Genomic DNA, 22554 nt, shown 5'->3' on the forward strand with positions numbered 1-22554 from the left:
AGGGGGTGGGCTATGCAGCCGGCCAAGCCGTCCACCGCCACCCGCTCCCCGACATGCAACGCTTCAGTCCGCGAATGCCTGAGCCATCGTCGTCTGCTCGGTCTCCGCGGCCGGCGAAGACGCAGCGGCCTTGCCGCGCCCGCGCGACTTGGGCTCGCCTGCTGGGACCGCGGTCCCATGTGCGGACGTCGTTTGGCCGCGCAGCGGCAGCCCGAGCGCGAGCCGGACGCGGTTCTCGATGTCCAGGAGCAGCGCGGGGTTGGCGGCCAACGCTTCCTTCACGTTCTCGCGGCCCTGACCGATGCGCTCCTCGCCGTAGACATAGAACGAGCCGCGCTTCTCGACGATCTCGTGGTTCACCGCCATGTCCAGCACGTCGCCGGACCGCGAGATGCCCTCAAGGTACATGATGTCGAACTCGGCCTCGCGGAACGGCGCTGCGACCTTGTTCTTCTTCACCCGCACGCGCGTCCGGTTGCCCGTGACGTCGCCGCCGGCCTTCACAGAGTCGATGCGCCGGACGTCGAGCCGGACGCTGGCGTAGAACTTCAGCGCCATGCCCCCGGTCGTCGTCTCGGGGCTGCCGAACATCACGCCGATCTTCTGGCGAAGCTGGTTCGTGAAGATGACGACGGTGTTCGACTTGCTGATCGCCGCCGTGAGCTTGCGCAGCGCCTGGCTCATCAGGCGCGCCTGAAGGCCGACGTGCGAGTCGCCCATGTCGCCCTCGATCTCGGCCTTCGGGACGAGCGCCGCCACGGAGTCGACGACGATGACGTCCAGCGCGCCGGAGCGCACGAGCGCTTCCGTGATGTCGAGCGCCTGCTCGCCGGTGTCGGGCTGGCTGATGAGGAGCCGCTCGATGTCGACGCCGCACTTGGCCGCGTACGCCGGGTCGAGCGCGTGCTCGACGTCGATGAACGCGGCGAGGCCCCCGGCCTGCTGAGCCTCGGCGATGATGTGCTGGCAGATCGTCGTCTTGCCGGATGACTCCGGGCCGTAGATCTCGACGATCCGCCCGCGCGGTACGCCGCCGACGCCGAGCGCGGCATCGAGCGCGAGCGAGCCGGTCGGGATGACGTCGATCGCCTGCCCGATCGTTTCGCCGAGGGTCATGATCGAGCCGTCGCCGTGGCGGCGCTTGATCAGGTTGAGGGCGGTCTCGAGGGCCTTGTCGCGGTCGCTGTCGGTCATGATGTCCCATGCCTCCTGGTTGTACGTGGGTTGGCTGTTCGATGTGCGCGTGACGGCGGTCTACGAAATGGAACATGTCTGCGCTGTGGACATTTGTTCTAGGGGGATTATACGGGTCCGCGGGGCGGCGTCAAGACCTTTGGCAAGAACTTGCCGATCGTGCGCTTCCTCAGTTGCGGGCGACCACGAAGACGTCCGCCGCCGGCGCGTACCGGCTTTCGAACGTATCGCGCCGCTCGCCGTCCGGCAGTTGCACGACACGCTGAATGCGCACGACGGCCCCTTCGCGCGCCCACCCGATCTGGGCGCGCGTCCCCGCCGGCAGCCCGGCCGCACCGCGCTCGACGGGCGGTGCGGCGGCGGTCACGTCGCGTACGTCCGGTGCGCCGAGCACGACCTGGCGCCGTTCGCCGGCGCTGTACAGCGTCATGAGCAGCGCATCGCGCACGGGATCGATCCGGGCGACGATCATGACGGCGTCGTCGGTGTCGTTCGCGAAGCGCAGGTCCCGCTCCGGGGGCCCGACCGTGGCGTCCAGGCCGACGGGCGGCTCGAGCCAGCCGACCCGCACCGGATGGGCGTGGCGCTCGACGATCGGCAGCCCGGCGAGCACGGCCAGCCTGAACAGCGTCGTGGCCACGTGGTTCACTCCGCCGCCGAGCCCGTCGGTGGCGACGCCGAGCGGGTCGATGAAGAGCATCTGGTAGCCGCTCTCGGCCGATACGGCACCGAGGTTCTCCAGCATGCTGAAGGTCGCACCGGGCTCGATCGCCAGCCCATCGAGCTTGGCGGCGGCCACGCGCACGTTCGTCCGCATCCCGTCCGGCATCCCGGTGAGGCTCGTCGCGGCGTTCACCCGCGGCGCGGCGAGCTCGAGCGCGGCCAGCGCGTCGTCCAGCGAATCGGCCGGCTGCTCGGTCACGGCGACCTCGTTCGTCCGGCCGTCGGAGTACGCCGCCTCGATCAACCGCTCGATCGTGCCGGGCACGTCGAGGGCGTAGCCCAGCTTGGCCGGCTGGCGAAGGATGACGCGGTTCGCCTCGACGCCGAAGCGCGCGGGCTCGGGCGCCGACGCGACGACCGCGGCGATCGGCGCGAGCCACTCCGTCACAGCGGTGTTGTCGAGGACGATCGTCGGCACCGGGTCGCCCGCCTCGTTCGGCCGGTCCTCGACACGGGCCCACTTGGCGAGTTCGGCCGTCGACGCCGTCCAGCTCTGGCCGCCGCGCCAGCGCAGGATCACCGGCCCCGACATGATCAGCTTGTAGGCGTCCGTGACCGGCTTGAGGTCGAACACGCGCGGCATCGTCTGGCCGGCGACGAGCGGGATCACGCGGGCGCCCGTCCGTGCCGCCTCGGCCAGCGCGGCGAGGCTGGCGTCGATGTCGAGCGTTCGGCCGGTGACGAATGTCTGCTCCTCCAGCTGGCCGTCCGGCCCGATCCGGAGGTCGGCGGCTTGCGGCGCGACGATGAACGCGTCCGCAAGTCCCTCCAGCGCGGCCCGCGCGGCGTCGGGATCGAACGTGCCGAGCGGGATGTCGATGCCTGGCCCGAAGCGCGCACGCCAGACGTCGCGCACCCGATCCGGCCAGCCGCCCGCGCGACCGACGGCATATGCCTGCTCCGCCAGCCACGACGGGTCGGCCTGCAACCCCACTTCCGAGGCCATTCGCTGCCACGTTCGCGCCGTGTCGACGTCCGTCAGCGTGAGCGAGACCTCGCCGGTCGGCGCGACGGCCACCAAGCGGTCCGCCGCCTCGTCGGGCGACAGGCCGCCGAGGGCGATCCCGCCGGCCGTCACGCCCGGTGCGATCCGGCCGCCCGGCGGTCGCAGCACCGCCGCGGCGATGAGGACGACGCCCGCCATGGCTGACGCGGCAGCGACGGCCACGGTGCGGACCGCGGCGCGGCGGCCGGCGGCGACGGCGTCGGGGTCGACGGTGCGTTGGGGGCGGTGGCTGGTGGGCGCGTCGGGCATCAGCGGCTCCTGGCGGATGACGGGCGAGGCGTGCCGGCCCGCCGAGCTATCGTAGCGCATCGCGCAGCGCGGGAGCGGCGCATCGGCGGGTGAGCAAGCTGCGGGCCGGTGGCGGGCGGCGGCATGCGGTGCGGCGCCTTCACAGGCCCGGGTCGTTCGGCCGCAGGCGTCGGAACGCCACCTTGCCGGCCTCGGTCAACACGGCATAGCCGCCCACCACCACGACGATGGCGGCGACGAGGCGCGCGGACGGGACCGTCAGGCCGAGCGCCGGCAGCAGGGCGGAGCGGAACAGCAGCCACGTCAGGCCGAGCGTCAGCAGCGCCGCCGCGACGAGCGCGCGGCTCGGACGGCTGCGCCAGCTCGGACCGTAGCGGCGGAGGAGGAAGATGATGACGAGTTCGGTCAACAACGACTCGATGAACCAGCCGGTCCGGAACAGGACCATGTCCGCCCGCACGACCCACAGCAGGAGCGCGAACGTGGCGTAGTCGGCCATGCTCGAGATCGTGCCGAAGAAGTACATCGCCCCGGCGATGTGGTCGACGTCCCAGCGGGTCGGCCGGGCGAGGTCCTCGTCGGCCACCCGGTCGGTCGCGATCGCCAGCATCGGCAGATCGCTCACGAGGTTGAGCAGCAGGACGTGCACGGGCAGGAGCGGGATGAACGGCAGGAGGAGCGCCGCGCCGGCGACGGTCAGCATGTTCCCGAAGTTCGAGCTGATCGTGGCCAGGAGGTAGGTGCGGGTGTTGACGAACGTCCGGCGACCCTCGCGGATGCCGTTCGCCACGACGCCGAGGTCGCGCTCGAGCAGGATCACGCTCGCCGCCTCGCGGGCCACTTCGGTGGCCGTATCGAACGAGATCCCGACATCGGCCGCACGCAGCGCCGGCGCATCGTTCACGCCGTCGCCCATGTAGGCCACGGTGTGGCCGCCGGCGCGCAGCGCGTCGATCACGCGCAGCTTCTGCGCCGGCGTGACACGCGCGTAAACGTCGGCCGATTCGGCCCGCCGCGCCAGCTGGGCGTCGTCGAGGGTGTCCACGGTCTCCCCGGGGACGATGTCGCGGACGACGAGACCGATCTGCCGGCAGACGTGGTCGGCGACGGCGGCGGTGTCGCCGGTCAGCACGACGACGCGGACGCCGAGTCGGCCGAGCGCCGCCACGGCCTCCGGCGCCGTCGCCTTGGGCGCATCGCCGATCAGGACGAACCCGATCAGCGACAGGTCGCGCTCGTCGCCCGCGCCGTAGTCCTCCTGCGGCGGCACGGCGCGGCGGGCGACGGCGATGACCTGGTGGCCGGCCGCTTCGAGGTCGGCGTGGCGGGTACGCAGCTCGGCCGCCATGCCGCCATCAAGCGTGCGTGTCGTCGGTTCGTCGGGCACGGCGACATCCTGGCAGACCGCCAGCACCTCGGCCGCGGCGCCCTTCACGATCAACCAGCGCGCGTCGGCGCCGGCCGGCCGAACGACGACGGACATCCGTCGCCGATGGAAGTCGAACGCGACGGTCGCCAGCCGCTCGACGCCGTCGGTCGATGGGGCGGCCGGAACGGGGCGACCTTCCGGCGGCGCAGCGTCGAGGATCGCCTGGTCGATCGGGTTCGTCGCGCCGCCATCGCTCCCGGTCGCCAGGCACAAGCGCGCCCACGCCAGCGGCGTGGCGTCGGATCGTCCCGCGGCGTCGATGGCGCCCGTCACGCGTTGCCGGCCCATCGTGAGCGTGCCGGTCTTGTCGGTGCAGAGGATGTCGGCGTTGCCGAGGTCCTCGATGGCCGCGAGCCGCTTCACGAGGACGTGGCGCCGGCTCATGGCCAACGCGCCATGGGCCAGGTTGACGGTGACGATGACCGGCAGGAGCTCCGGCGCGATCCCGACCGCCAGCGCCAGGGCGAAGAGCAGCGAGCCGGCCCAGTCGCCGTGCAGCACGCCGAGCGCAACGCACACGATGGCCGTCAGCGCGAGCGTCACCTGCAACAGGAAGCGGCCGAAGCGGTCGATGCCCTGTTCGAAGCTCGTCGGACCGCGACGCGCCGTGAGCAACGTCGCCGTCCGGCCGAGCTCCGTCGCGCCCCCTGTGGCGAACACGACGCCGGCGGCGGCGCCGCGGACGACCGCGGTGCCGTGGAAGGCCACGTTCGCCTGGTCCTGCGGCATCGGGCACGGCCCGGGAAGGGCATCGACGCGCTTGGCGACGGGCCGCGACTCGCCGGTCAGCGTCGACTCGTCGATTTCCAGGTCATCGACTTCGATGAGCCGCACGTCGGCCGGCACGACCGAGCCAAGGACGAGCTCGACGACATCGCCCAGCACGAGCGCCCGGGCGTCGAGGCGCGCCGTCGCTCCGTCGCGCCGCACCGTCGCGTGGTGTACCAGCCGCTCGCCGAGCGCCCGCACGGCGCGCTCGCTGCGGTACTCCTGCACGAACGCCAGCAGGCCGCCGAGCGCCACCATGACGACGATGATCGTCGTCTGGATGTGCTCGCCCAGCGCGAACGAGATCCCGCTGGCGGCGACGAGCAGCAATACGAGCGGGCTGGCGAACTGACGCGCCAGGAGGCGCCACGCCTGCAGCGGGCGGTCGGCGGGCAGCGCGTTGGGGCCGTGCCGCGCCAGCCGAAGGGCCGCTTCGGCGGCCGTCAGCCCGCGGCGCGTCGACGCCAGCGCCGCGAGCGCGCCGTCGGCGTCGATGGACCACGGCGGCGGCCCGCCAGCGGACCCCTCGGCAAGCGCGGTGGCGGCGCGCCGTGCAACCCGTCGGTCCATTCTTCCTCCACCGGCTCGGCGATCGGCGCGTCGACCGGGCCGACGTCCGTGATCATGGAGATCATAGGACGGCCCCGGCGGCGGTCAATGGGTCGCGGGACGCGCCATGCCCGGCGCGGAGGTTCCGCGGCCGCACGATCGGCGGTTGACCCCCCGTTTGCCGCCGCGGTACCATTCCGCGCCCTTCGCCCGCCTGCCGAGGGACCCGCCGCTCTTCGCCCGATCGCCCCAGAACGGCCACGCCGATGGACTTCGACCTCAACGAATCGCAGCGCATGATCCGCGACCTGGCGCGGGACTTCGCGCAGGGTGAGATCGCCCCGCTGGCCGCCGCGATCGACGAGAGCGGCGCGTTTCCGATGGCCACGGTCAAGAAGATGGGGGAGCTCGGCCTGCTCGGGTTGACGACGGACGAAGCGTACGGCGGGGTCGGGGCGGATGCGGTGAGCTACGTCCTGGCCGTGATCGAGATCAGCAAGGCGTGCGCGAGCCACGGCGTGATCATGAGCGTCCAGAACTCGCTCGTGAACTACGGCCTCGAGAAGTTCGGCACGCCCGACCAGAAGCGTGACTGGCTCCAGCCGCTGGCGTCCGGCCAGAAGATCGGCGCGTACAGCCTGACGGAGCCGCAGTCGGGCTCGGACGCCGGCAACATGAAGACGACGGCCGTCCGCGACGGCGACCACTACGTCGTGAACGGCCGCAAGAGCTGGGTGACGAGCGGCCCCGTCGCCGACACCGTCCTGCTGTTCTGCACCCAGGACCCCAAGGGTGGCCACAACCAGACGATGTGCCTGCTCGTCGACACGACTCTGCCCGGCTTCAGCCGCGGCAAGACCGAGCCCAAGCTCGGCATCCGCGCCAGCGCGACGTGCGAGCTCACGTTCGACGACTGTCGCGTGCCCGTCGACGCCCGGCTGGGCGACGAGGGCGGCGGCTTCAAGATCGCGATGTCGATCCTGGACAAGGGCCGCATCGGCATCGCCTCGCAGGCGATCGGCATCGCTCAGGCGGCGTACGTGCTGAGCGTCCAGTACGCCAAGGACCGCTCCGCCTTCGGCAAGCCGATCGCGGATCATCAGGCCATCCAGTTCATGCTGGCCGACATGCACGCCCGGATCGAGGCGTCCCGGTTGTTGACGCTCCGCGCGGCGGCGATGATGGACCGCGGCGAGAAGCACTCGCTCGAGGCCTCGATGGCCAAGCTGTACGCCTCGGAGTCCGCCCAGTTCGTGACGGACCGGGCGATCCAGGTCCACGGCGGCATGGGCTACTCCAAGGAGTGCGCCGTCGAGCGCCACTTCCGGGATGCTCGCATCACGACGATCTACGAGGGCACCAGCGAGATCCAGCGCCTCGTCATCTCGCGCGAGCTTCTCCGCCGCGCGCAGGCCGATTGACGTGACCCGACACCCCGACGATGTCGGCGGCCCGCTGCGGGAGCTGCGCGAACGCCGCGCCGCGGCCCGCCTCGGCGGCGGCCAGGCGCGGATCGACAAGCAGCACGAGGCCGGCAAGCTGACGGCGCGCGAGCGGCTCGACCTGCTGCTGGACGAGAACAGCTTCCACGAGCTCGGGATGTTCGTCACGCACCGCTCCTCGGACTTCGGTCTCGACAAGCAGAAGGTTCCTCGGCGACGGCGTCGTCACCGGTTACGGGACGATCAACGGGCGGCTCGTCTACGCCTACAGCCAGGATTTCACGGTCATGGGCGGCTCGCTCGGGCGGGCGCACGCCGACAAGATCGTCGCGCTGCAGGACATGGCGCTCAAGAACGGCGCGCCGATCATCGGCCTGAACGACTCGGGCGGCGCCCGCATCCAGGAAGGCGTCGTCAGCCTCGGCGGCTACGCCGATATCTTCCTGCGCAACGTCCAGGCGTCGGGCGTCGTGCCGCAGCTGAGCTGCATCATGGGCCCGTGCGCCGGCGGCGCCGTCTACTCGCCGGCGATCACGGACTTCGTCATCATGGTCAAGGACACGAGCTACATGTTCGTGACCGGCCCCGAGGTCGTGAAGACCGTGACGCACGAGGACGTGACGTTCGAGGAGCTGGGCGGCGCGGGCGTCCACAACCGCAAGAGCGGCGTCGCGCACTTCGCCGCCGACAGCGAGGGCGAGGCGATCGCGATCCTGCGCCAGCTGCTGAGCTACCTGCCGCAAAACAACATGGTCGATGCGCCCCTCTCGCCCACGCAGGACGATCCGCTCCGCCAGGACGCGGCGCTCGACACGATCGTACCGCCCGCACCCGAGCTGCCGTACGACATGCGGGACGTGATCCGCCGCGTCGTCGACGACGGCGCGTTCCTCGAGGTCCACGCCACGTTTGCGCCGAACATCCTCGTCGGCTTCGCGCGGATGAACGGCCGCACCGTCGGCTTGGTCGCCCAGCAGCCCAAGATCCTGGCCGGCGTCCTCGACAACGACGCCTCGATCAAGGCGGCGCGCTTCGTGCGCTTCTGCGACTGCTTCAACGTACCGCTCATCACGTTCGAGGACGTGCCCGGCTTCATGCCCGGCACCGTACAGGAGCACGGCGGGATCATCCGCAACGGCGCCAAGCTCCTCTACGCCTACGCCGAGGCGACCGTGCCGAAGATCACCGTGATCACCCGCAAGGCCTACGGCGGCGCGTACGACGTGATGAGTTCCAAGCACCTCCGCGGCGACATCAACTACGCCTGGCCGACCGCCGAGATCGCGGTCATGGGACCGGACGGCGCCGTGAGCATCATCTTCCGCCGCGAGCTGGCCGAGGCCGAGGACCCCGTCGCCCGCAAGGCCGAGCTCGTGGCGGATTACCGCGCCAAGTTCGCCAATCCGTACGTCGCCGCCAGCTGGGGCTACATCGACGACATCATCGAGCCGCGCGAGACCCGCCAGCGGATCATCAGCGCGCTCGAGATGCTGCAAAACAAGCGCGACACGAACCCGCCGAAGAAACACGGGAACATTCCGTTGTAGGCCGGGGACGAATCATGTGTGCGATGTTGCGGCCACGGCGGGCCTACGGCATCGAATGCCCGCCCGCGTTCGCCCGCTCCCACGCCTTCAACGCCGCCCGGTCCACGGCGTGCCCGGGCATGATCCGCTCGACCGTCGCCCAGAACCGCGGCGAGTGGTCCCGCACCGCCAGATGGGCGATCTCGTGCGCCACGACGTACGCGAACGCCGGCGGCGGCGCCTGCACCAACCGCCAGTGCACCCGCACGACGCCCGCCGCGCTGCACGAGCCCCAGCGCCGCTGCGCGTTCGTGAGCCGCACGTCGGATGGCAGGCGGCCGGAGCCGGGCGCCGTAGTCGGCGGCCAATCCGCGCGCATGGTCGAGCGCCTGACGGCGCAACCACGCCGCCAGCGCCGTTCGCACCGCCGCCTCGCGCGCCACATCGTCCAAGCCATGCGGCACGGCCACTGCGATGCGCGCTCCCTCGCCTTCCCCGACAACCGACGCCTTTCTCACGGCCGCCGGTTCGATCCTGAGCACCAGCCCTTCCCCCCGCACGACCACCGTCGCCCCGGTGTCGCACCTCGGCGGCGCGGCCGCGGCTGCCGGCGCGAGCGCGCCCACTCTGCGCACGGCCGCGCGCACCCACTCCCGCTTGCCCTCGACGAACGTCAACACGCCGCGCGGGCCGTGCATCGGCCAGCCGACCGGCGCCACCACTTCGACCGCGCCGGGGCGGACGATGATCCGCAGGCGCTTGGCGCGCGGGCTGATGCGCAGTGCCCACGGGATGCTTTCGGAGCCGATGACGAGGTTGGGCAACGGGCGACGGCCTTCGGGCGGGCGGCGGAGCGGCTACTGTAGCGTGCGATGCGGCCGGCGGCCATGCATGCCGGTCGTCGCGGTGAACGATGGCGACGGAGTTCAACCTGCTTGCACCCCGACCGCACCCCGCATGCGTCGGCCGGTCAAGCGCGGGCCTAGAAGGGAAGAACGCGACACGATATCCTTGCAAGCCACATTCGCTCATCGCGATGATCGTAAATCGCCGGTGGCCCACCGCCGTGCGCCACAGTCTTGCGAGGAACGCCCATGACCGTCCGCCCCAGCGCCGCCGCCCTGGCTGCCGCGCTTGCCTGTCTGACCGCGATCGCCGCCGCATGCGGCCCCGCTGCCCCGTCGCCCGATGCCGTCGCGCCGTCGTCCGCCAACACGACCCCGGCGGCCGACGCCCCGCCGCCCTCCGCGTCCACCGACACGGCCGGGCTGCGGCAGGCCGTCGTGGAGACGTACGCCGACATCGCCTACGCCACGTACGCCGATGCGCTGCGGACGGCCGACGACCTGCAGGATGCGATCGACGCCTTTCTGGCCGACCCGACGGATGCAACCCTCGCTGCCGCCAAGACGGCGTGGCTGACATCGCGCGACGTGTACGGCCAGTCCGAGGCCTTTCGCTTCTACGGCGGGCCGATCGACGATGCCGAGACGGGCGTCGAGGGCCTCGTCAACGCCTGGCCCCTGGACGAGGCCTACCTCGACTACGTCGACGGCGACCCCGAGGCGGGCATCGTGAACGCGGTGATGAAGCACCCGGAGATCGGCGCAGCACTGCTCGTCGACCTGAACGAGGTCGGCGGCGAGAAGAACATCGCCACGGGCTTCCATGCGATCGAATTTCTGCTGTGGGGCCAGGACTTGAGCGTCGACGGACCCGGCAAGCGGCCGGTGAGCGACTACGTCGTGGGCGACGGCACCAACACCATGGGCGACGGCACTAACATCATGGGCGAGGGCATTAACGCCGAGCGCCGGCGTCAGGTGCTGGCCCTCGAGGCCGACCTGCTCACGCAGCACCTCCGCCGTGTCGTCGACGCCTGGGATCCCGATGAGATGACGGGCTACCGCGCCGGCTTCGTCCGGGATGTCGACGGCTCGCTTGCCAAGCTCATCGGGGGCATGTCCGCGCTCAGCCGGACCGAGCTGTCCGGCGAGCGCATGGCCGTGGCCTATGAAACGCAAGACCAGGAAGACGAGCACTCGTGCTTCTCGGACAACACCCACAAGGACTTCATCGCGGGCGTCAAGGGCATCGCCAACATCTGGACGGGCAGCTACGGTGCGATCGAGGGCACGGGCCTCGGCGACCTCGTCGCCGCCGTCGACCCGGCGCAGTTCGACGAGCTCGACGCGCAGCTGGCCGCTGCGCGATCCGCCGTCGCCGCGATCCCGGCGCCCTTTGACGTGGCCATCAAGGGGACCGATGACGCGCCCGGCCGGGTGGCCGTCGAGGCGGCGATGTCGGCGCTCGAGGCGCTGGGCGCACGGTTGGCGGCGGCAGGCGCCACGCTGGCGGAAGCGGGCGGCGGTGGGTCGTAGCGGGGGCAAGCACGCCACGGCCTGCGGCCCTCACCCCCCGACCCCCTCCCCCAAACTTGGGGGAGGGGGAGGATCATGGGTTGGGGGAATACGAGCTGTCACAATTCTCTTGACCGTCGCCACTTGCTGGTCGCTGTCCGCATGTGCGCCTCCTGCCGCGCCGAAGCCGTACGATTCGCCACTGACTCCCAACCCAACTCAGCTGCCCAACGCCGCCGTGACCGTCGACGATGCGACCGTCAACGCGTTCTCGCAGCCCCTGCCCGGTCTCACCGTCGCGGAACGCCGCGCCTTCTTCGTCGGCAACGCGTTCTTCAACGATCCGTGGGTCACCGCCCCGTCCTCGACCGCCGGCCGCGACGGATTGGGCCCGACGTTCAACGCCACGAGCTGCGCCGGCTGCCACTTCAAGGACGGCCGCGGGGCGCCGGCGACGGAGGACTATCCGGATCGCGTGGGGTTGCTCGTACGCCTGAGCGTGGTCGACGAACGGGGCGCGTACGCGCCGCATCCGGTGTACGGCGACCAGCTGCAGGACCACGCGATCCTGGGGGTGCCGCCCGAGGGGACGATCGAAATCGCGTGGGATGAGGTCGATGGCCGCTACGGCGACGGAACGGCCTACACGCTCCTCCGCCCGCGCTTCACGTTCCGCGACCTCGCCTTCGGCCCGCTGGGCGACGTCGTCGGCGAAGCAGGCGGCGCCGCGACGCTGGCGATCTCCCCCCGCACCGCGCCCGCCACGTTCGGCCTCGGCCTGCTCGAGGCCGTGCCGGAAGCGGACCTCGTCGCCCGCGCCGACCCCGACGACCGCGACGGCGATGGGATCAGCGGCCGTCCGAGCCGCGTGCCCGACGCACGCACCGGAGCCATGGTCCTCGGCCGCTTCGGCTGGAAGGCCGGCCAGCCGACGATCGAGCAGCAGTCGGCGGCAGCGTTCCTGGGCGACATCGGCATCACGTCGTCGCTTCATCCGGCCGCGAACTGCCCGCCGGCGCAGGTCGACTGCCGCGCAGCGCCGGGTGGGGGATCGCCCGAGGTGGATGACGCCAAGCTGGCGCGGATCGTCCTGTACGATCAGACGCTGGCGGTGCCGGCCCCGCGCGACGTCGACGATCCCGAGGTGGCGCTGGGTGCCGCGCTGTTCGCCACCGCCCGCTGCGACGCCTGCCATGTCCCGTCGATGCGCACCGGCCCGCGATCCACCGTGGCCGTCGATGCGCTCGCCGACCAGCCGTTCGCGCCGTACACGGACCTGCTTCTGCACGACATGGGCGCGGGGCTCGCCGACGATCGCCCCGAGCAGGTGCCACCGGCACGGAGTGGCGAACGGCGCCGCTGTGGGGCGTCGGACTGATCCCGGCGGTCAACGGCCACGACCGGCTGCTGCATGACGGGCGGGCGCGGGGGATCGCGGAGGCGGTGTTGTGGCATGGGGGGGAGGCGGAGGGGGCGAGGGAGCGGTTTCGGGGGATGGCGCGGGATGAGCGGGACGCGCTCGTGGCGTTCGTGGCGTCGCGGTAGGCGTCGGAGCCGCGCGGTCGCGCGATCCGTGGGGGCGGCGGTAACATCGCGCCGCAACGCGAGACAGGAACGATCGGCAACGCCATTCGACACCGTCGAGGATGCCCCTGATGCCCGCCCCCCAGATCCGCCTCACCGCCCCCGCCCCCGACGACGTCCGCGCCTGGCTGATCGCCCAGCCCGACACCCCGCCCCCCTACCCCGCCGCCGGCGCCACCCGCGACGCCCCGACGGACGGCCGCCCCCCACTCGGCGTCCCCGCCGGCTGGAACGTCGACCACCGCCGTGTCCACCTCGGCGACGGCGAGGCGGTCTATCGCGCGGCCCAAGCAGCGCTGATGACGTTCGCCCCGCTCGACATCGGCTGGGTCTGGCCCGTCACGACGACACCCAAGCCGGAACCCTCCACGCGCGGCGCGATGATCGTCCGTGCCTTCGGCATGGTGTGGGTCAACGCCTGGCGCATCGTCTACGTCGACGACGACGTCGCCACCGCCGACGGCGGCCGCCGCACCGCGTTCGCGTACGGCACGATGGAGGCGCACGCGGAGCGGGGCGAGGAACGCTTCATGGTCGAAGTGCTGTCGGACGGCAGCGTCTGGTACGACGTCCTGGCGTTTTCGCACCCGCACCACATCCTCGCGCGCCTCGGCGGGCCGATGACGCGGTGGCTGCAGCGGCGGTTCGGGCCGGCGTCGGTGCGGCGGATGCGGGCGGTGGTGGGGGTGGTCATGGGCCGGGCGACGATCGATGGAGGTGACACGGCCGGGGCCGCGGGCCAGGCCATGGTCAGCCGACATGCACATGCGTTCGACCCACAGCGCATCGTACCGGGCCTCGTGATGATGGGTGTGGGCTTGCCCGGGTTAGTCGGGTTCATGTGGCTGGTGGACCTCGCCGTGATGTCCCGCTGGGGCATCGATTCTCCCGGCTTCGTCGATACCGACCTTGTCGTGGCGATGCTGATCCCTGTCGGGCTGTTCTTCAGCCTCGTCGGAGCTCTCCCGCTGGCAGTAGGTCAGCTGCTCGGACCCGACGACGATCGAGCCCTGATGGCGAAGGCGGTCCTGACCCTGCCGGTGATCGGCATATTTGGCTGGGCCATTTACGGTTCGGTGGCGCGGATGGGCGGCCCGACCGCTGTCTCAGGATCGTTCGGACTGGTGCTGGTCGGTATCGTCGCATGGTTCGCCAAACACGCCCCCCCTCATCGTCCGCCTCACCGCCGTCCACTTCCACTTCGCCGGCTTCATTCTCCCCGTCATCGCCGCCACGCTCGCCCGCGCCTACCCCTCCCGCCTGGCCAACGCCGCCGCCGTCGTCGCCCTGCTCGGCGTCCCGTCGACCGCCATCGGCATCACCGCCACCCAGCTCGGCGCGCCGCACGTCGTCGAAGCCCTCCTCGCCCTGCCGATGATCGCCGGCGCCCTCCTCGTCGCCGCCGTGCACCTGGGCCTCGCGTTCGGCCCGCGCAACCTCGAAGCGCCCATGCGCGTCGTCGCCCTGCGCGCCGTCGTCGGCCTCACGCTCATCGCCACGATGGCCCTCGCGCTCGTCTACGCCCTGCGCGGCTGGCTGCCGTGGGCGCCGACGATCCCGCAGATGGCCGTGTGGCACGGCCTCGGCAACGCGTTCGGGGTGGCGACGTGCGGGCTCATCGCGTGCTGGCTGGATCCGGCGACGCAGCCGCCGGTGGGTTGATCCCCCGATGCCGCCGCCTCCCAAGCGTCCCTTCCCCCACGCCAAGCATCCTCCCCTCCCCAGACTTGGGGGAGGGGGTCGGGGGGAGAGGGCCTTAGGCCGTCGGATGAAGGGCCTTAGGCCGCAGCCTCCCCCAACCCCTCCGGCAACCCCCGCCCATGCACCACCACCAGCCGGTACGTCGGCCGCGTCAACGCCACGTACAGATCGCTCACGCCCCGCGCCGAGGCGTCGACGAGATCGGCCGGCTCGATCAACACGACGACATCGACCTCCAGCCCCTTGCACTGCAGCGGGTCGAGAACGGCCACCGTCGCGTCGAGCGCCGAATCGCCGCGGCCGACGACGGTGCCCGGCAGGGCGGCCGCGATCGCATCGGCCAGCGGGCCGACGGCCCATTCGCCCGCACCCGATGCGTCCGCCCCCCCCTCGCCCGCCCGCGGCACGATGACCGCCATCCGCCGATCGCCGAGTGCCGCCGCCTCCGCGCGAACGACGTCGACGACCGCGCCGACCCGGTCGGGCTCGTCGGGCCGCAATCGAACGAACACCGGAGCCTCGCCGGCCCGCACGGACGTCGGCGGATTCACGGCCACGCCCGCCGCGCGCAGCACGGCGGCGGCGGCGTCCATCACCTTGCCGGGCGTGCGGTAGTTGATCGTCAGCTCGGACATCCGCCACCTGTCGCCGACGTGCGGCGCGAGCGCCTCCGCCCACGAGCCGGCGCTGGCCGCCGAGCCGGCCTGCGCGATGTCGCCGACGAGGGTGAGCGAGCGCGCCCGACAGCGGCGCATCACCAGCCGCCAAGCCATCGGCGACAGCTCCTGCGCCTCGTCGACCACGACGTGGCCGAAGTCCCAGCGGCGGTTGACGCGCGCTCTCTCGGCCACCGTGCCTGTCGGACCGCCATCGCCGAAGCGGTCGGCGAGCGTCTCGGCCGAGACGAGCGCCGCGGCGTAGCCGCCCGATTCGCTGAGAACGTCGCGCGCGTACTCGACATCGGCGGCGCGGCGGGCGGCCGCGTTGCGTGCCGCCAGCTTCTCGGGCGCGTCGGCCGTGCCAGGATCTCGGCCGCCTCGTCCAGGAGCGGGACGTCGGCCACCGTCCAGCGGTGCGCGTCCTCGGTGCTGCGGCGAAGGAGGGCGCGATCCGGGCCGGACAGGTGCTTGGCGGCCTTCTCCAGCCGCGCCGGGTCCGCGTACAGACCCGCCAGGACCTCCTCGGCCGTCAACAGCGGCCAAGCGGCGCTGACCGCCTCGCGGACGTCCTCGCTCGCCAGGAGGTCTTCCAGCAGGTCGGCGCGCGTTTCGGCATCGAGGCGCTCGCCGGGGTTCATCGGACCGGCCAACAGGCGGGCCAGCTGGCTGTAGATCTGGCGCACGAACACCGTCCGGGCCGCGTTGTGGGGCTGCTCCGTCGCGCGGGCCTTCTTGCGGGCCTCGCGAAATGCGTCCGGCGGCACGGTGAGGCCCTTGCCCTCGACGTTCAGGACGACCGGCTCGGACGGCACCCGCTGCCAATCGCGGATCGCGCGCGTGAGGACGTCGACCATGACCGGATCGCCCTTGATCCGGGCGACCGCCGGCGCGTCCTCGTGCTCCGCCCGTACCCCCGGGAACAACGTGCCGGGCGTCCGCATGACCACGCCCGTCTCGCCCAGCGACGGCAGCACGCGCTCGATGTAGCGCAGGAAGACCGCGCTCGGGCCGATGAGCAGCACGCCGCTGTTCGCCAGGGCGGCGCGGTGCGTGTAGAGCAGATAGGCCGTCCGGTGCAGCGCCACGACGGTCTTGCCGGTGCCCGGCCCCCCCTGGACGACGAGCACGCCGCGGATCCCGTCCCGCACGATCCTGTCCTGTTCGCCCTGGATCGTCGCCACGATGTCGCCCATGCGGCCGGTTCGCGGCGCCTCGACGGCGACCATCAGGGCGCCCTCGCCCACGAGGTGGCGTCGCTCGGCCGCGTCGAGGGCGTCGAAGTCCAGGACCTCGTCTTCGACCGCCACGACCGCTCGGCCGCGGGTCGTGAGGTGGCGGCGGCGGACGACCTCGCCCGGTGCCACGGCCGTCGCCTGGTAGAAGGCCGCCGCGATCGGGGTGCGCCAATCCACCAGGAGCGGCTCGTTCGCCGCGTCGGCCAGCCCGACGCGGCCGATGTAGAGGCGGCTCCCATCGCGCAGATCCAGCCGGCCGAAGCACAGCCGTTCGTCGACGCCGCCGAGGGCCAGCAGCTGCTGCTCGTGGTGGATCACGCGGGCGTCGCGTTCGGACAGAGCCTGCGGGCTGCCGACGGTGTCGGCGCGCAGTGCCGCCGTCAAGCGCTCCTGCGCTTCGCCGCGCACTTCGTCGAGGCGCGCATACAACGTGTCGAGGACGGACTGCTCGGCGGCGAGCTCGGCGTTCAGGTCACCCACATCTTCTGACAACGGTTCCACGGCCTCCGCGATAGGGCGTCGCGCCGACGATCGTTCGCCGGCGGGGGGCCGACGTTACGCACGGGGCGGGTTGGGTCAACCCACGGCGGTGGCGATGCCGTTACGGGCGATTCGCCCACGGCAGGAACGCCTTCCCCGCGTCGCGACCGCCGTCGCCGCCGCGGTAGGCGCCCCCGTCGCCTCCGCCGTCGGCGCCCCCGTCGCCGACGCCACCGGACCGGGCGTCCCGACTCCCGCCCCGGGCAGCGGCACCGCGATCTTCACGACGAACGCATCCGACCCCCCCGCCACTTCCGCGTGCGGGCTCGTGCGCCCCGCCAGCCCGCCCCCGTCCGGGAACGTATCAGGTCCGCTGTTCGTGTCGCCGACGACGTACAGCGACCCGTCCCGTCCGAAGGCGAGCCAGAATGCCTCGTCCCACAGCGCGCCGCCGATGTAGCCCGAAAGCACGAGATTCTCACCGACGTCCGCGGACGAAGGGTCGGACGCGACGATCGTGACGAACGCATCGCCCACCTCGGGATCCGTCCCGTTGAACGTCGCGTCCGGGCCGCCGACGACCGGAAACGTCGTCTGGTCGGAGCCGGCGTAGCCGATGACCGCCAGCCGGCCGTGCGCGTCCACCTTGGCGCCGATACCGGCATCCATCTCCGCACCGCCGATGTACCCGAGGTAGGCGAAGGCGCGGCCGTCGGGCGTGAGCTTGCCGGCCATGCCGTCGGCGTTGCCGTTGAACGTCAGGTCGGGCCCGACCACGGGGTGCAGCGTGTCCTCGGCGGAGTCCGTCCACGCCGCGAAGTACGCCGCGCCTGTCGCGTCGACGTCCATGCCGAACGCCAGGTCCTCGTTCGCGCCGCCGAAGAACGTCGCGTATCCCAGCCCGATGCCGTCGGGCCGCACCTTGGCGATCCAGGCATCCCACATCCCGGCGTATGTCTGGTCCGCGCCCGGCACGTCGCCGAAGCCGTCGCCGTCGGGGAAGGAACGCTCGTTGGACTGCGTCTGGCCGCTGATGTAGGCGGCACCGGCAGCATCGACCGCCATCTGGCCGCTCGACACGTACTGGCCGTCCGGCCGGTTGTAGATGTAGGCGTCGTGCAGCGCTCCGCCGATGTAGCCGGAGTAGATCACGTTGTCCAACACGTTCGGCGCCGTCGGGTCGACGACGAGCTTGGCGATGAAGGCATCGGCGCCGCCGTTGAACGTCAGGTCCGGCCCGACCTTCAGCGGAAAGGAGAACGAAGTCGAGAGCGTCATCCCGGTGACGAACATGTGCCCTTCGCCGTCGATCGCGACGCCCTCGGCCATGTCGTACAAGCTGCCCCCGAACGAGCCGCAGAAGACGATGTCGCCGGCCGGATCGAGCTTGCCCACCAACGCGTCCGAGTTGCCGTTGGCGGTCACGTCGGGACCGCCCTTCGTGGGCCGCGTGTCGTCCTTGCTGTTCGTCACGCCGCCGAAGTACGCGTAGCCCGCCCCGTCCACCGCCACGTCGAACGACAGGTCGGCGCCGTCGCCCCCGAGGATCGTCACGTAGTCCAGCGCCGTGCCGTCGGGCCGGACCTTGATCATGTAGGCGTCGACGTCGGTCTCGGACTCCGCGAACGTGTGGCCCGTGAAGTACGCCGCCCCATCCGTGCCGACCGCGATCCCGAGGCCGCGGTCGTCGCCCGGGAAGCCCCAGAAGCCGGCGTAGAGGATGGCGGCGGAGGTGGACTGTGCGGCGAGGGTCGTGCCGTCGCGGCCACGCGGCGCGTCCGCACCGCCCGCCGGGTCGGCGTCGACCGCGAACCCAACGCCGTCGCCGGCCCACCGCACGACCGCCGGACGATCTGCCGCGGCAGCCGGGGCCACCGCCGCCAGCCCCCGTGCCCCCGTCGGACACGGCCCATCGCACCCCACTGTCAGCGCCACGGCCGACGTGTCCGCCCCTGGGGCCGCCTCGACCCGCATCGCCAGCCCGTCGCCCGCCACGTCGAACACGATGTTGACGCCCGGCCACGCGGACGGATAGCGCACGGCGTCGTACGTCGGTCGGTTGCGCTGCCACGCCGCCTCGGGGCCTTTGAAGATGTGGACGATCGTCGGCGTTCGCCCCTCGCCGACTGGCAGGGCATCGTGTGCCGCGCCGACGAACGTCACCTCGACGCGCCGCCAGTCCGGCCGTTCGTCGGCCGGCCACGGCGCGGCGACGAGGTTGCCGGCGGCGTCGTAACGCACCGGCATGCCGGACAGACGCGGGCCGCTCACGGCCGCGCGCGCCGCATGCGGCTCCGGCTGCAGGATCGTCGCCCCGCCGGCATGGAAGTCGATGCGCGCGGTGCGACCGAGGGCGGTGAGCACGGGGCTGCCCGGCGCGGCCGCGCGGCTGAAGATCAGCGGCGGCAGGCGATCAGCGGCGACGGTCACGGCAGGAGAGACGTCGACGGACATCGCGTTGGGCGCAGGAGCGGCCGACGTCGACCGCAGCGAGCCGGCGGAGGTCGCGATGAACATGGCGGACGCGAGGAACGGCAGCGCGCTAGAGGTTAACTTGGATCGCATGGGGAAACCTCCTGGTGTCGACTACAGGGTAGTATGGTACTGATGGCGTTCGGGTAGGGATTTCCCTACCGGCTGACCCCACGCGTTCGCATCCTCCCCCTCCCCCAGACTTGGGGGAAGGGGGTCGGGGGGTGAGGGCCTTAGGCGGGGATCCACGCCATGATCGTGCTCGCAACGTGTCCTGCGCCCTTGCCCCCCGCCCCCTCGAACGATAGACTCCCCCGCCGCCCCATTCACCCGCACCCACCTGCCAACCCCAGGCCACCCCGCCCATGCAAAAGGTCCTCATCGCCAACCGCGGCGAGATCGCCGTGCGGATCATACGCGCCGCCCAGGAGCTGGGCTATGCCACCGTCGCCGTGTACAGCGACGGCGACCGTGCGGCGCTGCACGTCCGACTGGCGGACGAAGCTTTCAACATCGGCCCATCGCCCGCCGCGGAGAGCTACCTGCGAACCGACCGCATCCTCGACGTCGCGCGCCGCTCGGGCGCGACGCTCGTCCACCCCGGCTACGGCTTCCTGGCCGAGAACCAAGCGTTCGCCCAAGCGGTCATCGACGCGGGGCTGCGCTTCGTCGGCCCGCCGCCCGCCGCGATCTACGCGATGGGCGACAAGGTGCGCTCGCGGCAGGCGATGATCGCCGCCGGGGTGCCGGTCGTCCCGGGTACGGCCGAGGGGCTGACGGACGACCAAGTGCTCGCGCAAGCGCCCGGAATCGGCTTTCCGGTGCTCATCAAGGCCTCGGCCGGCGGCGGCGGCAAGGGGATGCGCCGCGTGGACCGCGCCGAGGACCTGGCGGACGCGCTGGCCGCGGCACGGCGGGAGTCCGCCAAGGCGTTCGGCGACGACACCGTCTACCTCGAGAAGCTCGTCGAGGGCGCCCGGCACGTCGAGATCCAGGTGCTGGGCGATCAGCACGGCCACGTCATCCACCTCGGCGAGCGCGAGTGCTCGATGCAGCGGCGGCACCAGAAGGTGCTCGAGGAGTGCCCGTCGCCGGCGGTGACGCCCGAGCTGCGGGAGCGGATGGGCGAAGCGGCGGTGTCGGCGGCGAAGGCGGTGGGCTACTACAGCGCCGGGACGTGCGAGTTCCTGCTGGACGAGAACGGCGAGGACTTCTACTTCCTGGAGATGAACACCCGCCTCCAGGTCGAGCACCCCGTGACCGAGGTCGTGACGGGCGTCGACATCGTCAAGCACATGCTCCGCATCGCCCTCGGCCGCAAGTTGCGCCTGGCGCAGCACGAGGTCCGCTGGACCGGCCACGCGATCGAGTGCCGGATCAACGCCGAGGACCCGTTCAACAACTTCCTGCCGTCCACCGGCCGCGTGACGTCGCTCCAGGAACCCAGCGGCCCCGGCGTCCGCGTCGACAGCGCGCTGTTCGAGGGCTACGAGGTCTCGCTCTACTACGATCCGATGGTCGCCAAGCTCATCGTCCGCGGCCAGAACCGCCCGGACGCGATCCTGCGCATGCGCCGGGCGCTGGCCGAGTACCGGATCGCCGGGATCCGCACGACGATCCCGCTCCACCAGCGCCTGATGGACATGACCCAGTTCATCAGCGGCGCCTACGACACGAGCTACCTCGAACACCACTTTACGATGACGCACGTCGAGGGCCGCGACTTCGACCGCGTCGCCGCGATCACCGCCACGCTCCTGGCCCACCAGCACCGCTCGGACGCCATCAACCGCCTGGCGCCGGTCGGCGACAGCGAGTGGAAGCGGTTCGGGCGCAGGCAAGGCATGCGGGTGTCGTCGTGAAGGGGACGGGTTCAACGATTCCGGGCGCGTGGCGGCGGCCTGCGGGGAGGGCACGGCATGCCGTGCCCCTACACGAACCGTGTGGGCAATGGCCGAAGTCATCCGTTCGGCGACAGGTGGATCACCCACCTGCGCCGCATGCCGTTCCCGCGCCCTCGGGTTGCGGTTCGGACCGCCTCACGACAGCACGCCCGTGTAGGGGCACGGCATGCCGTGCCCATCCCCCGACGACCAGGACCCCCCGATGAAATACAAAGCCACCGTCGACCACCGCGACTTCACGCTCGACGTCGACCGCCCCGGCGAGATCGTCGTCGACGGCGTCGGCGTGGCCGTCGATCTCATGTCGATCGACGGCGAGAACCTGTACTCCCTCCTTGTCGACGGCGTCTCCTATGACCTGCACGTCGAGCGGCGCGAGGGGCTGTACACCGTCATCATCGAGGGCGACCGCTACGTCGTCGACGTCGGCGACGCGCACCTCAAGGAGCTGATCGCGATGAGCCGCCGCGCCCACGAGGAGCACGGCGGCGCGGTGATCAAGGCGCCCATGCCCGGCCTCGTCGTCAAGGTCCTCGTCGCCGCAGGCGAGCCCGTCGCCGCCGACCAACCGGTGGCGATCCTCGAGGCGATGAAGATGGAGAACGAGCTGCGCAGCCCGGCCGCCGGCACGGTGAAGCAGGTGAACATCGCCCCCGGGCAGACCGTGAACATGGACGACGTCCTCATCATCGTCGCCCCGCCCGAGGCCGAATCGGACGCCCCCTCCACGAACGCTGAGTCGAGCGCCGAACCTTCGACCGCCACCGCCCCGCCCGCGCCCACTCGATGACGACCCCCACCCTCGAGCGCTGGCAGCTCGTCTTCGACGGCGGCAGCCTCGGCAACCCCGGCCGCGGCTACGGCTCGTTCCGCCTCCGCCCCCCCGGCGCCGACTGGGAGCCGGCGGTGCGACTCGAATACGGCGACCGGGTGACGAACAACGAGGCCGAGTACCAGACCCTCACCGCCGCCCTCGCCCGCCTGGCCGAGCGCGCCGCCGACCCGGGCCGCATCGCCGTCGAGGTCTTCGGCGACAGCCAGCTCGTCATCCGCCAGCTCGAGGGCGCCTGGAAGGTCCGCACGCCCAGCATTCGCCCCTACCGCGATGCGGCGGCGGTGCAGCTGGCGCGGTTCGGGGGGGTGAAGCTGACGTGGCAGCGGCGGGACAAGTCGGTGGCGTTGCTCGGGCACTGACGGCGCGGACGGCGTCGACGCAGCAAACGACGGACTGCGTTCACCGGGCCGCGATGCGAAGCCTAGCCCCGCCGTTGCC

At 71.7% G+C, this 22554-nt stretch carries 11 protein-coding genes and 5 pseudogenes; 9 read left to right on the top strand and 7 right to left on the bottom strand.

Annotated features, from left to right (window positions below; genetic code table 11):
* Nucleotides 1–63 precede the first annotated feature (63 nt).
* From recA to mgtA, 3 genes are all read right to left on the bottom strand, one after another.
* Complete coding sequence (gene recA, locus IPG72_02930) at nt 64–1194, bottom strand: recombinase RecA (GenBank protein MBK6767986.1); 1131 nt, start codon at nt 1192–1194, stop codon at nt 64–66.
* Between the two features lie 169 nt (nt 1195–1363).
* Entirely contained in the window at nt 1364–3172 is a 1809-nt protein-coding gene (locus IPG72_02935; protein ID MBK6767987.1) for a VanW family protein, read from the bottom strand.
* 139 nt (nt 3173–3311) lie between these two features.
* A complete protein-coding gene (gene mgtA / locus IPG72_02940) occupies nt 3312–5939 on the bottom strand; it encodes a magnesium-translocating P-type ATPase (protein MBK6767988.1) in 2628 nt (875 codons plus the stop codon).
* A gap of 245 nt (nt 5940–6184) precedes the next feature.
* On the opposite strand from mgtA, the gene IPG72_02945 reads away from it, so the two are divergent.
* Together IPG72_02945 and IPG72_02950 are read left to right on the top strand one after the other, a co-directional pair.
* Nucleotides 6185–7339, top strand: a complete 1155-nt coding sequence (locus IPG72_02945; GenBank protein MBK6767989.1) for an acyl-CoA dehydrogenase family protein — start codon at nt 6185–6187, stop codon at nt 7337–7339.
* Nucleotides 7248–8907 (top strand): annotated as a pseudogene (locus IPG72_02950) (acyl-CoA carboxylase subunit beta). The gene IPG72_02945 and the pseudogene IPG72_02950 overlap by 92 nt, the downstream one beginning before the upstream one ends.
* Before the next feature lie 43 nt (nt 8908–8950).
* Here the strand turns inward: IPG72_02950 and IPG72_02955 are convergent.
* Together IPG72_02955 and IPG72_02960 are read right to left on the bottom strand one after the other, a co-directional pair.
* On the bottom strand, nt 8951–9343 hold the full coding sequence (locus IPG72_02955; protein MBK6767990.1) for a M48 family metallopeptidase: 393 nt from the start codon (nt 9341–9343) through the stop codon (nt 8951–8953).
* Nucleotides 9291–9710, bottom strand: a pseudogene (locus IPG72_02960) (DUF45 domain-containing protein). Before IPG72_02960 ends, IPG72_02955 begins: the two are co-directional and overlap by 53 nt.
* Nucleotides 9711–9980: 270 nt before the next feature.
* On the opposite strand from IPG72_02960, the gene IPG72_02965 reads away from it, so the two are divergent.
* From IPG72_02965 to yndJ, 4 genes and pseudogenes are all read left to right on the top strand, one after another.
* Entirely contained in the window at nt 9981–11267 is a 1287-nt protein-coding gene (locus IPG72_02965; GenBank protein MBK6767991.1) for an iron-regulated protein, read from the top strand.
* Nucleotides 11152–12791, top strand: a pseudogene (locus tag IPG72_02970) (thiol oxidoreductase). The gene IPG72_02965 and the pseudogene IPG72_02970 overlap by 116 nt, the downstream one beginning before the upstream one ends.
* 101 nt (nt 12792–12892) lie before the next feature.
* A pseudogene (locus tag IPG72_02975) lies at nt 12893–13429 on the top strand (DUF1990 domain-containing protein).
* Nucleotides 13430–13883: 454 nt separating this feature from the next.
* On the top strand, nt 13884–14492 hold the full coding sequence (yndJ, locus tag IPG72_02980) for a YndJ family transporter (GenBank protein MBK6767992.1): 609 nt from the start codon (nt 13884–13886) through the stop codon (nt 14490–14492).
* Between the two features lie 116 nt (nt 14493–14608).
* Here the strand turns inward: yndJ and IPG72_02985 are convergent.
* A pseudogene (locus IPG72_02985) lies at nt 14609–16905 on the bottom strand (AAA family ATPase).
* A gap of 96 nt (nt 16906–17001) precedes the next feature.
* Nucleotides 17002–19470, bottom strand: coding sequence for a hypothetical protein (locus tag IPG72_02990; protein MBK6767993.1), 2469 nt, complete (start codon nt 19468–19470; stop codon nt 17002–17004).
* A 272-nt stretch (nt 19471–19742) separates the two neighbouring features.
* Between IPG72_02990 and accC the strand changes: the two genes are divergently transcribed.
* From accC to IPG72_03005, 3 genes are all read left to right on the top strand, one after another.
* Nucleotides 19743–21239, top strand: a complete 1497-nt coding sequence (gene accC, locus IPG72_02995; protein ID MBK6767994.1) for an acetyl-CoA carboxylase biotin carboxylase subunit — start codon at nt 19743–19745, stop codon at nt 21237–21239.
* 343 nt (nt 21240–21582) lie between these two features.
* Nucleotides 21583–22071, top strand: coding sequence for an acetyl-CoA carboxylase biotin carboxyl carrier protein subunit (locus tag IPG72_03000; GenBank protein MBK6767995.1), 489 nt, complete (start codon nt 21583–21585; stop codon nt 22069–22071).
* Nucleotides 22068–22475 (top strand): reverse transcriptase-like protein, encoded by a 408-nt coding sequence (locus IPG72_03005; GenBank protein ID MBK6767996.1) that lies wholly within the window; start codon nt 22068–22070, stop codon nt 22473–22475. Before IPG72_03000 ends, IPG72_03005 begins: the two co-directional genes overlap by 4 nt.
* The last annotated feature ends 79 nt before the right edge of the window (nt 22476–22554 follow it).

The sequence above is a fragment of the Candidatus Avedoeria danica genome, from assembly GCA_016703025.1.
In the GTDB taxonomy this organism is placed as follows: domain Bacteria; phylum Chloroflexota; class Anaerolineae; order Epilineales; family Epilineaceae; genus Avedoeria; species Avedoeria danica.

What these genes read in the sequence shown, in the direction of transcription:
- recA (MBK6767986.1), bottom strand. Translation starts at nt 1,194, where the DNA reads ATGACCGACAGCGACCGCGACAAGGCCCTCGAGACCGCCCTCAACCTG.
- IPG72_02935 (MBK6767987.1), bottom strand. Translation starts at nt 3,172, where the DNA reads ATGCCCGACGCGCCCACCAGCCACCGCCCCCAACGCACCGTCGACCCC.
- mgtA (MBK6767988.1), bottom strand. Translation starts at nt 5,939, where the DNA reads ATGGACCGACGGGTTGCACGGCGCGCCGCCACCGCGCTTGCCGAGGGG.
- IPG72_02945 (MBK6767989.1), top strand. Translation starts at nt 6,185, where the DNA reads ATGGACTTCGACCTCAACGAATCGCAGCGCATGATCCGCGACCTGGCG.
- IPG72_02955 (MBK6767990.1), bottom strand. Translation starts at nt 9,343, where the DNA reads ATGGCTTGGACGATGTGGCGCGCGAGGCGGCGGTGCGAACGGCGCTGG.
- IPG72_02965 (MBK6767991.1), top strand. Translation starts at nt 9,981, where the DNA reads ATGACCGTCCGCCCCAGCGCCGCCGCCCTGGCTGCCGCGCTTGCCTGT.
- IPG72_02990 (MBK6767993.1), bottom strand. Translation starts at nt 19,470, where the DNA reads ATGCGATCCAAGTTAACCTCTAGCGCGCTGCCGTTCCTCGCGTCCGCC.
- accC (MBK6767994.1), top strand. Translation starts at nt 19,743, where the DNA reads ATGCAAAAGGTCCTCATCGCCAACCGCGGCGAGATCGCCGTGCGGATC.
- IPG72_03000 (MBK6767995.1), top strand. Translation starts at nt 21,583, where the DNA reads ATGTCGATCGACGGCGAGAACCTGTACTCCCTCCTTGTCGACGGCGTC.
- IPG72_03005 (MBK6767996.1), top strand. Translation starts at nt 22,068, where the DNA reads ATGACGACCCCCACCCTCGAGCGCTGGCAGCTCGTCTTCGACGGCGGC.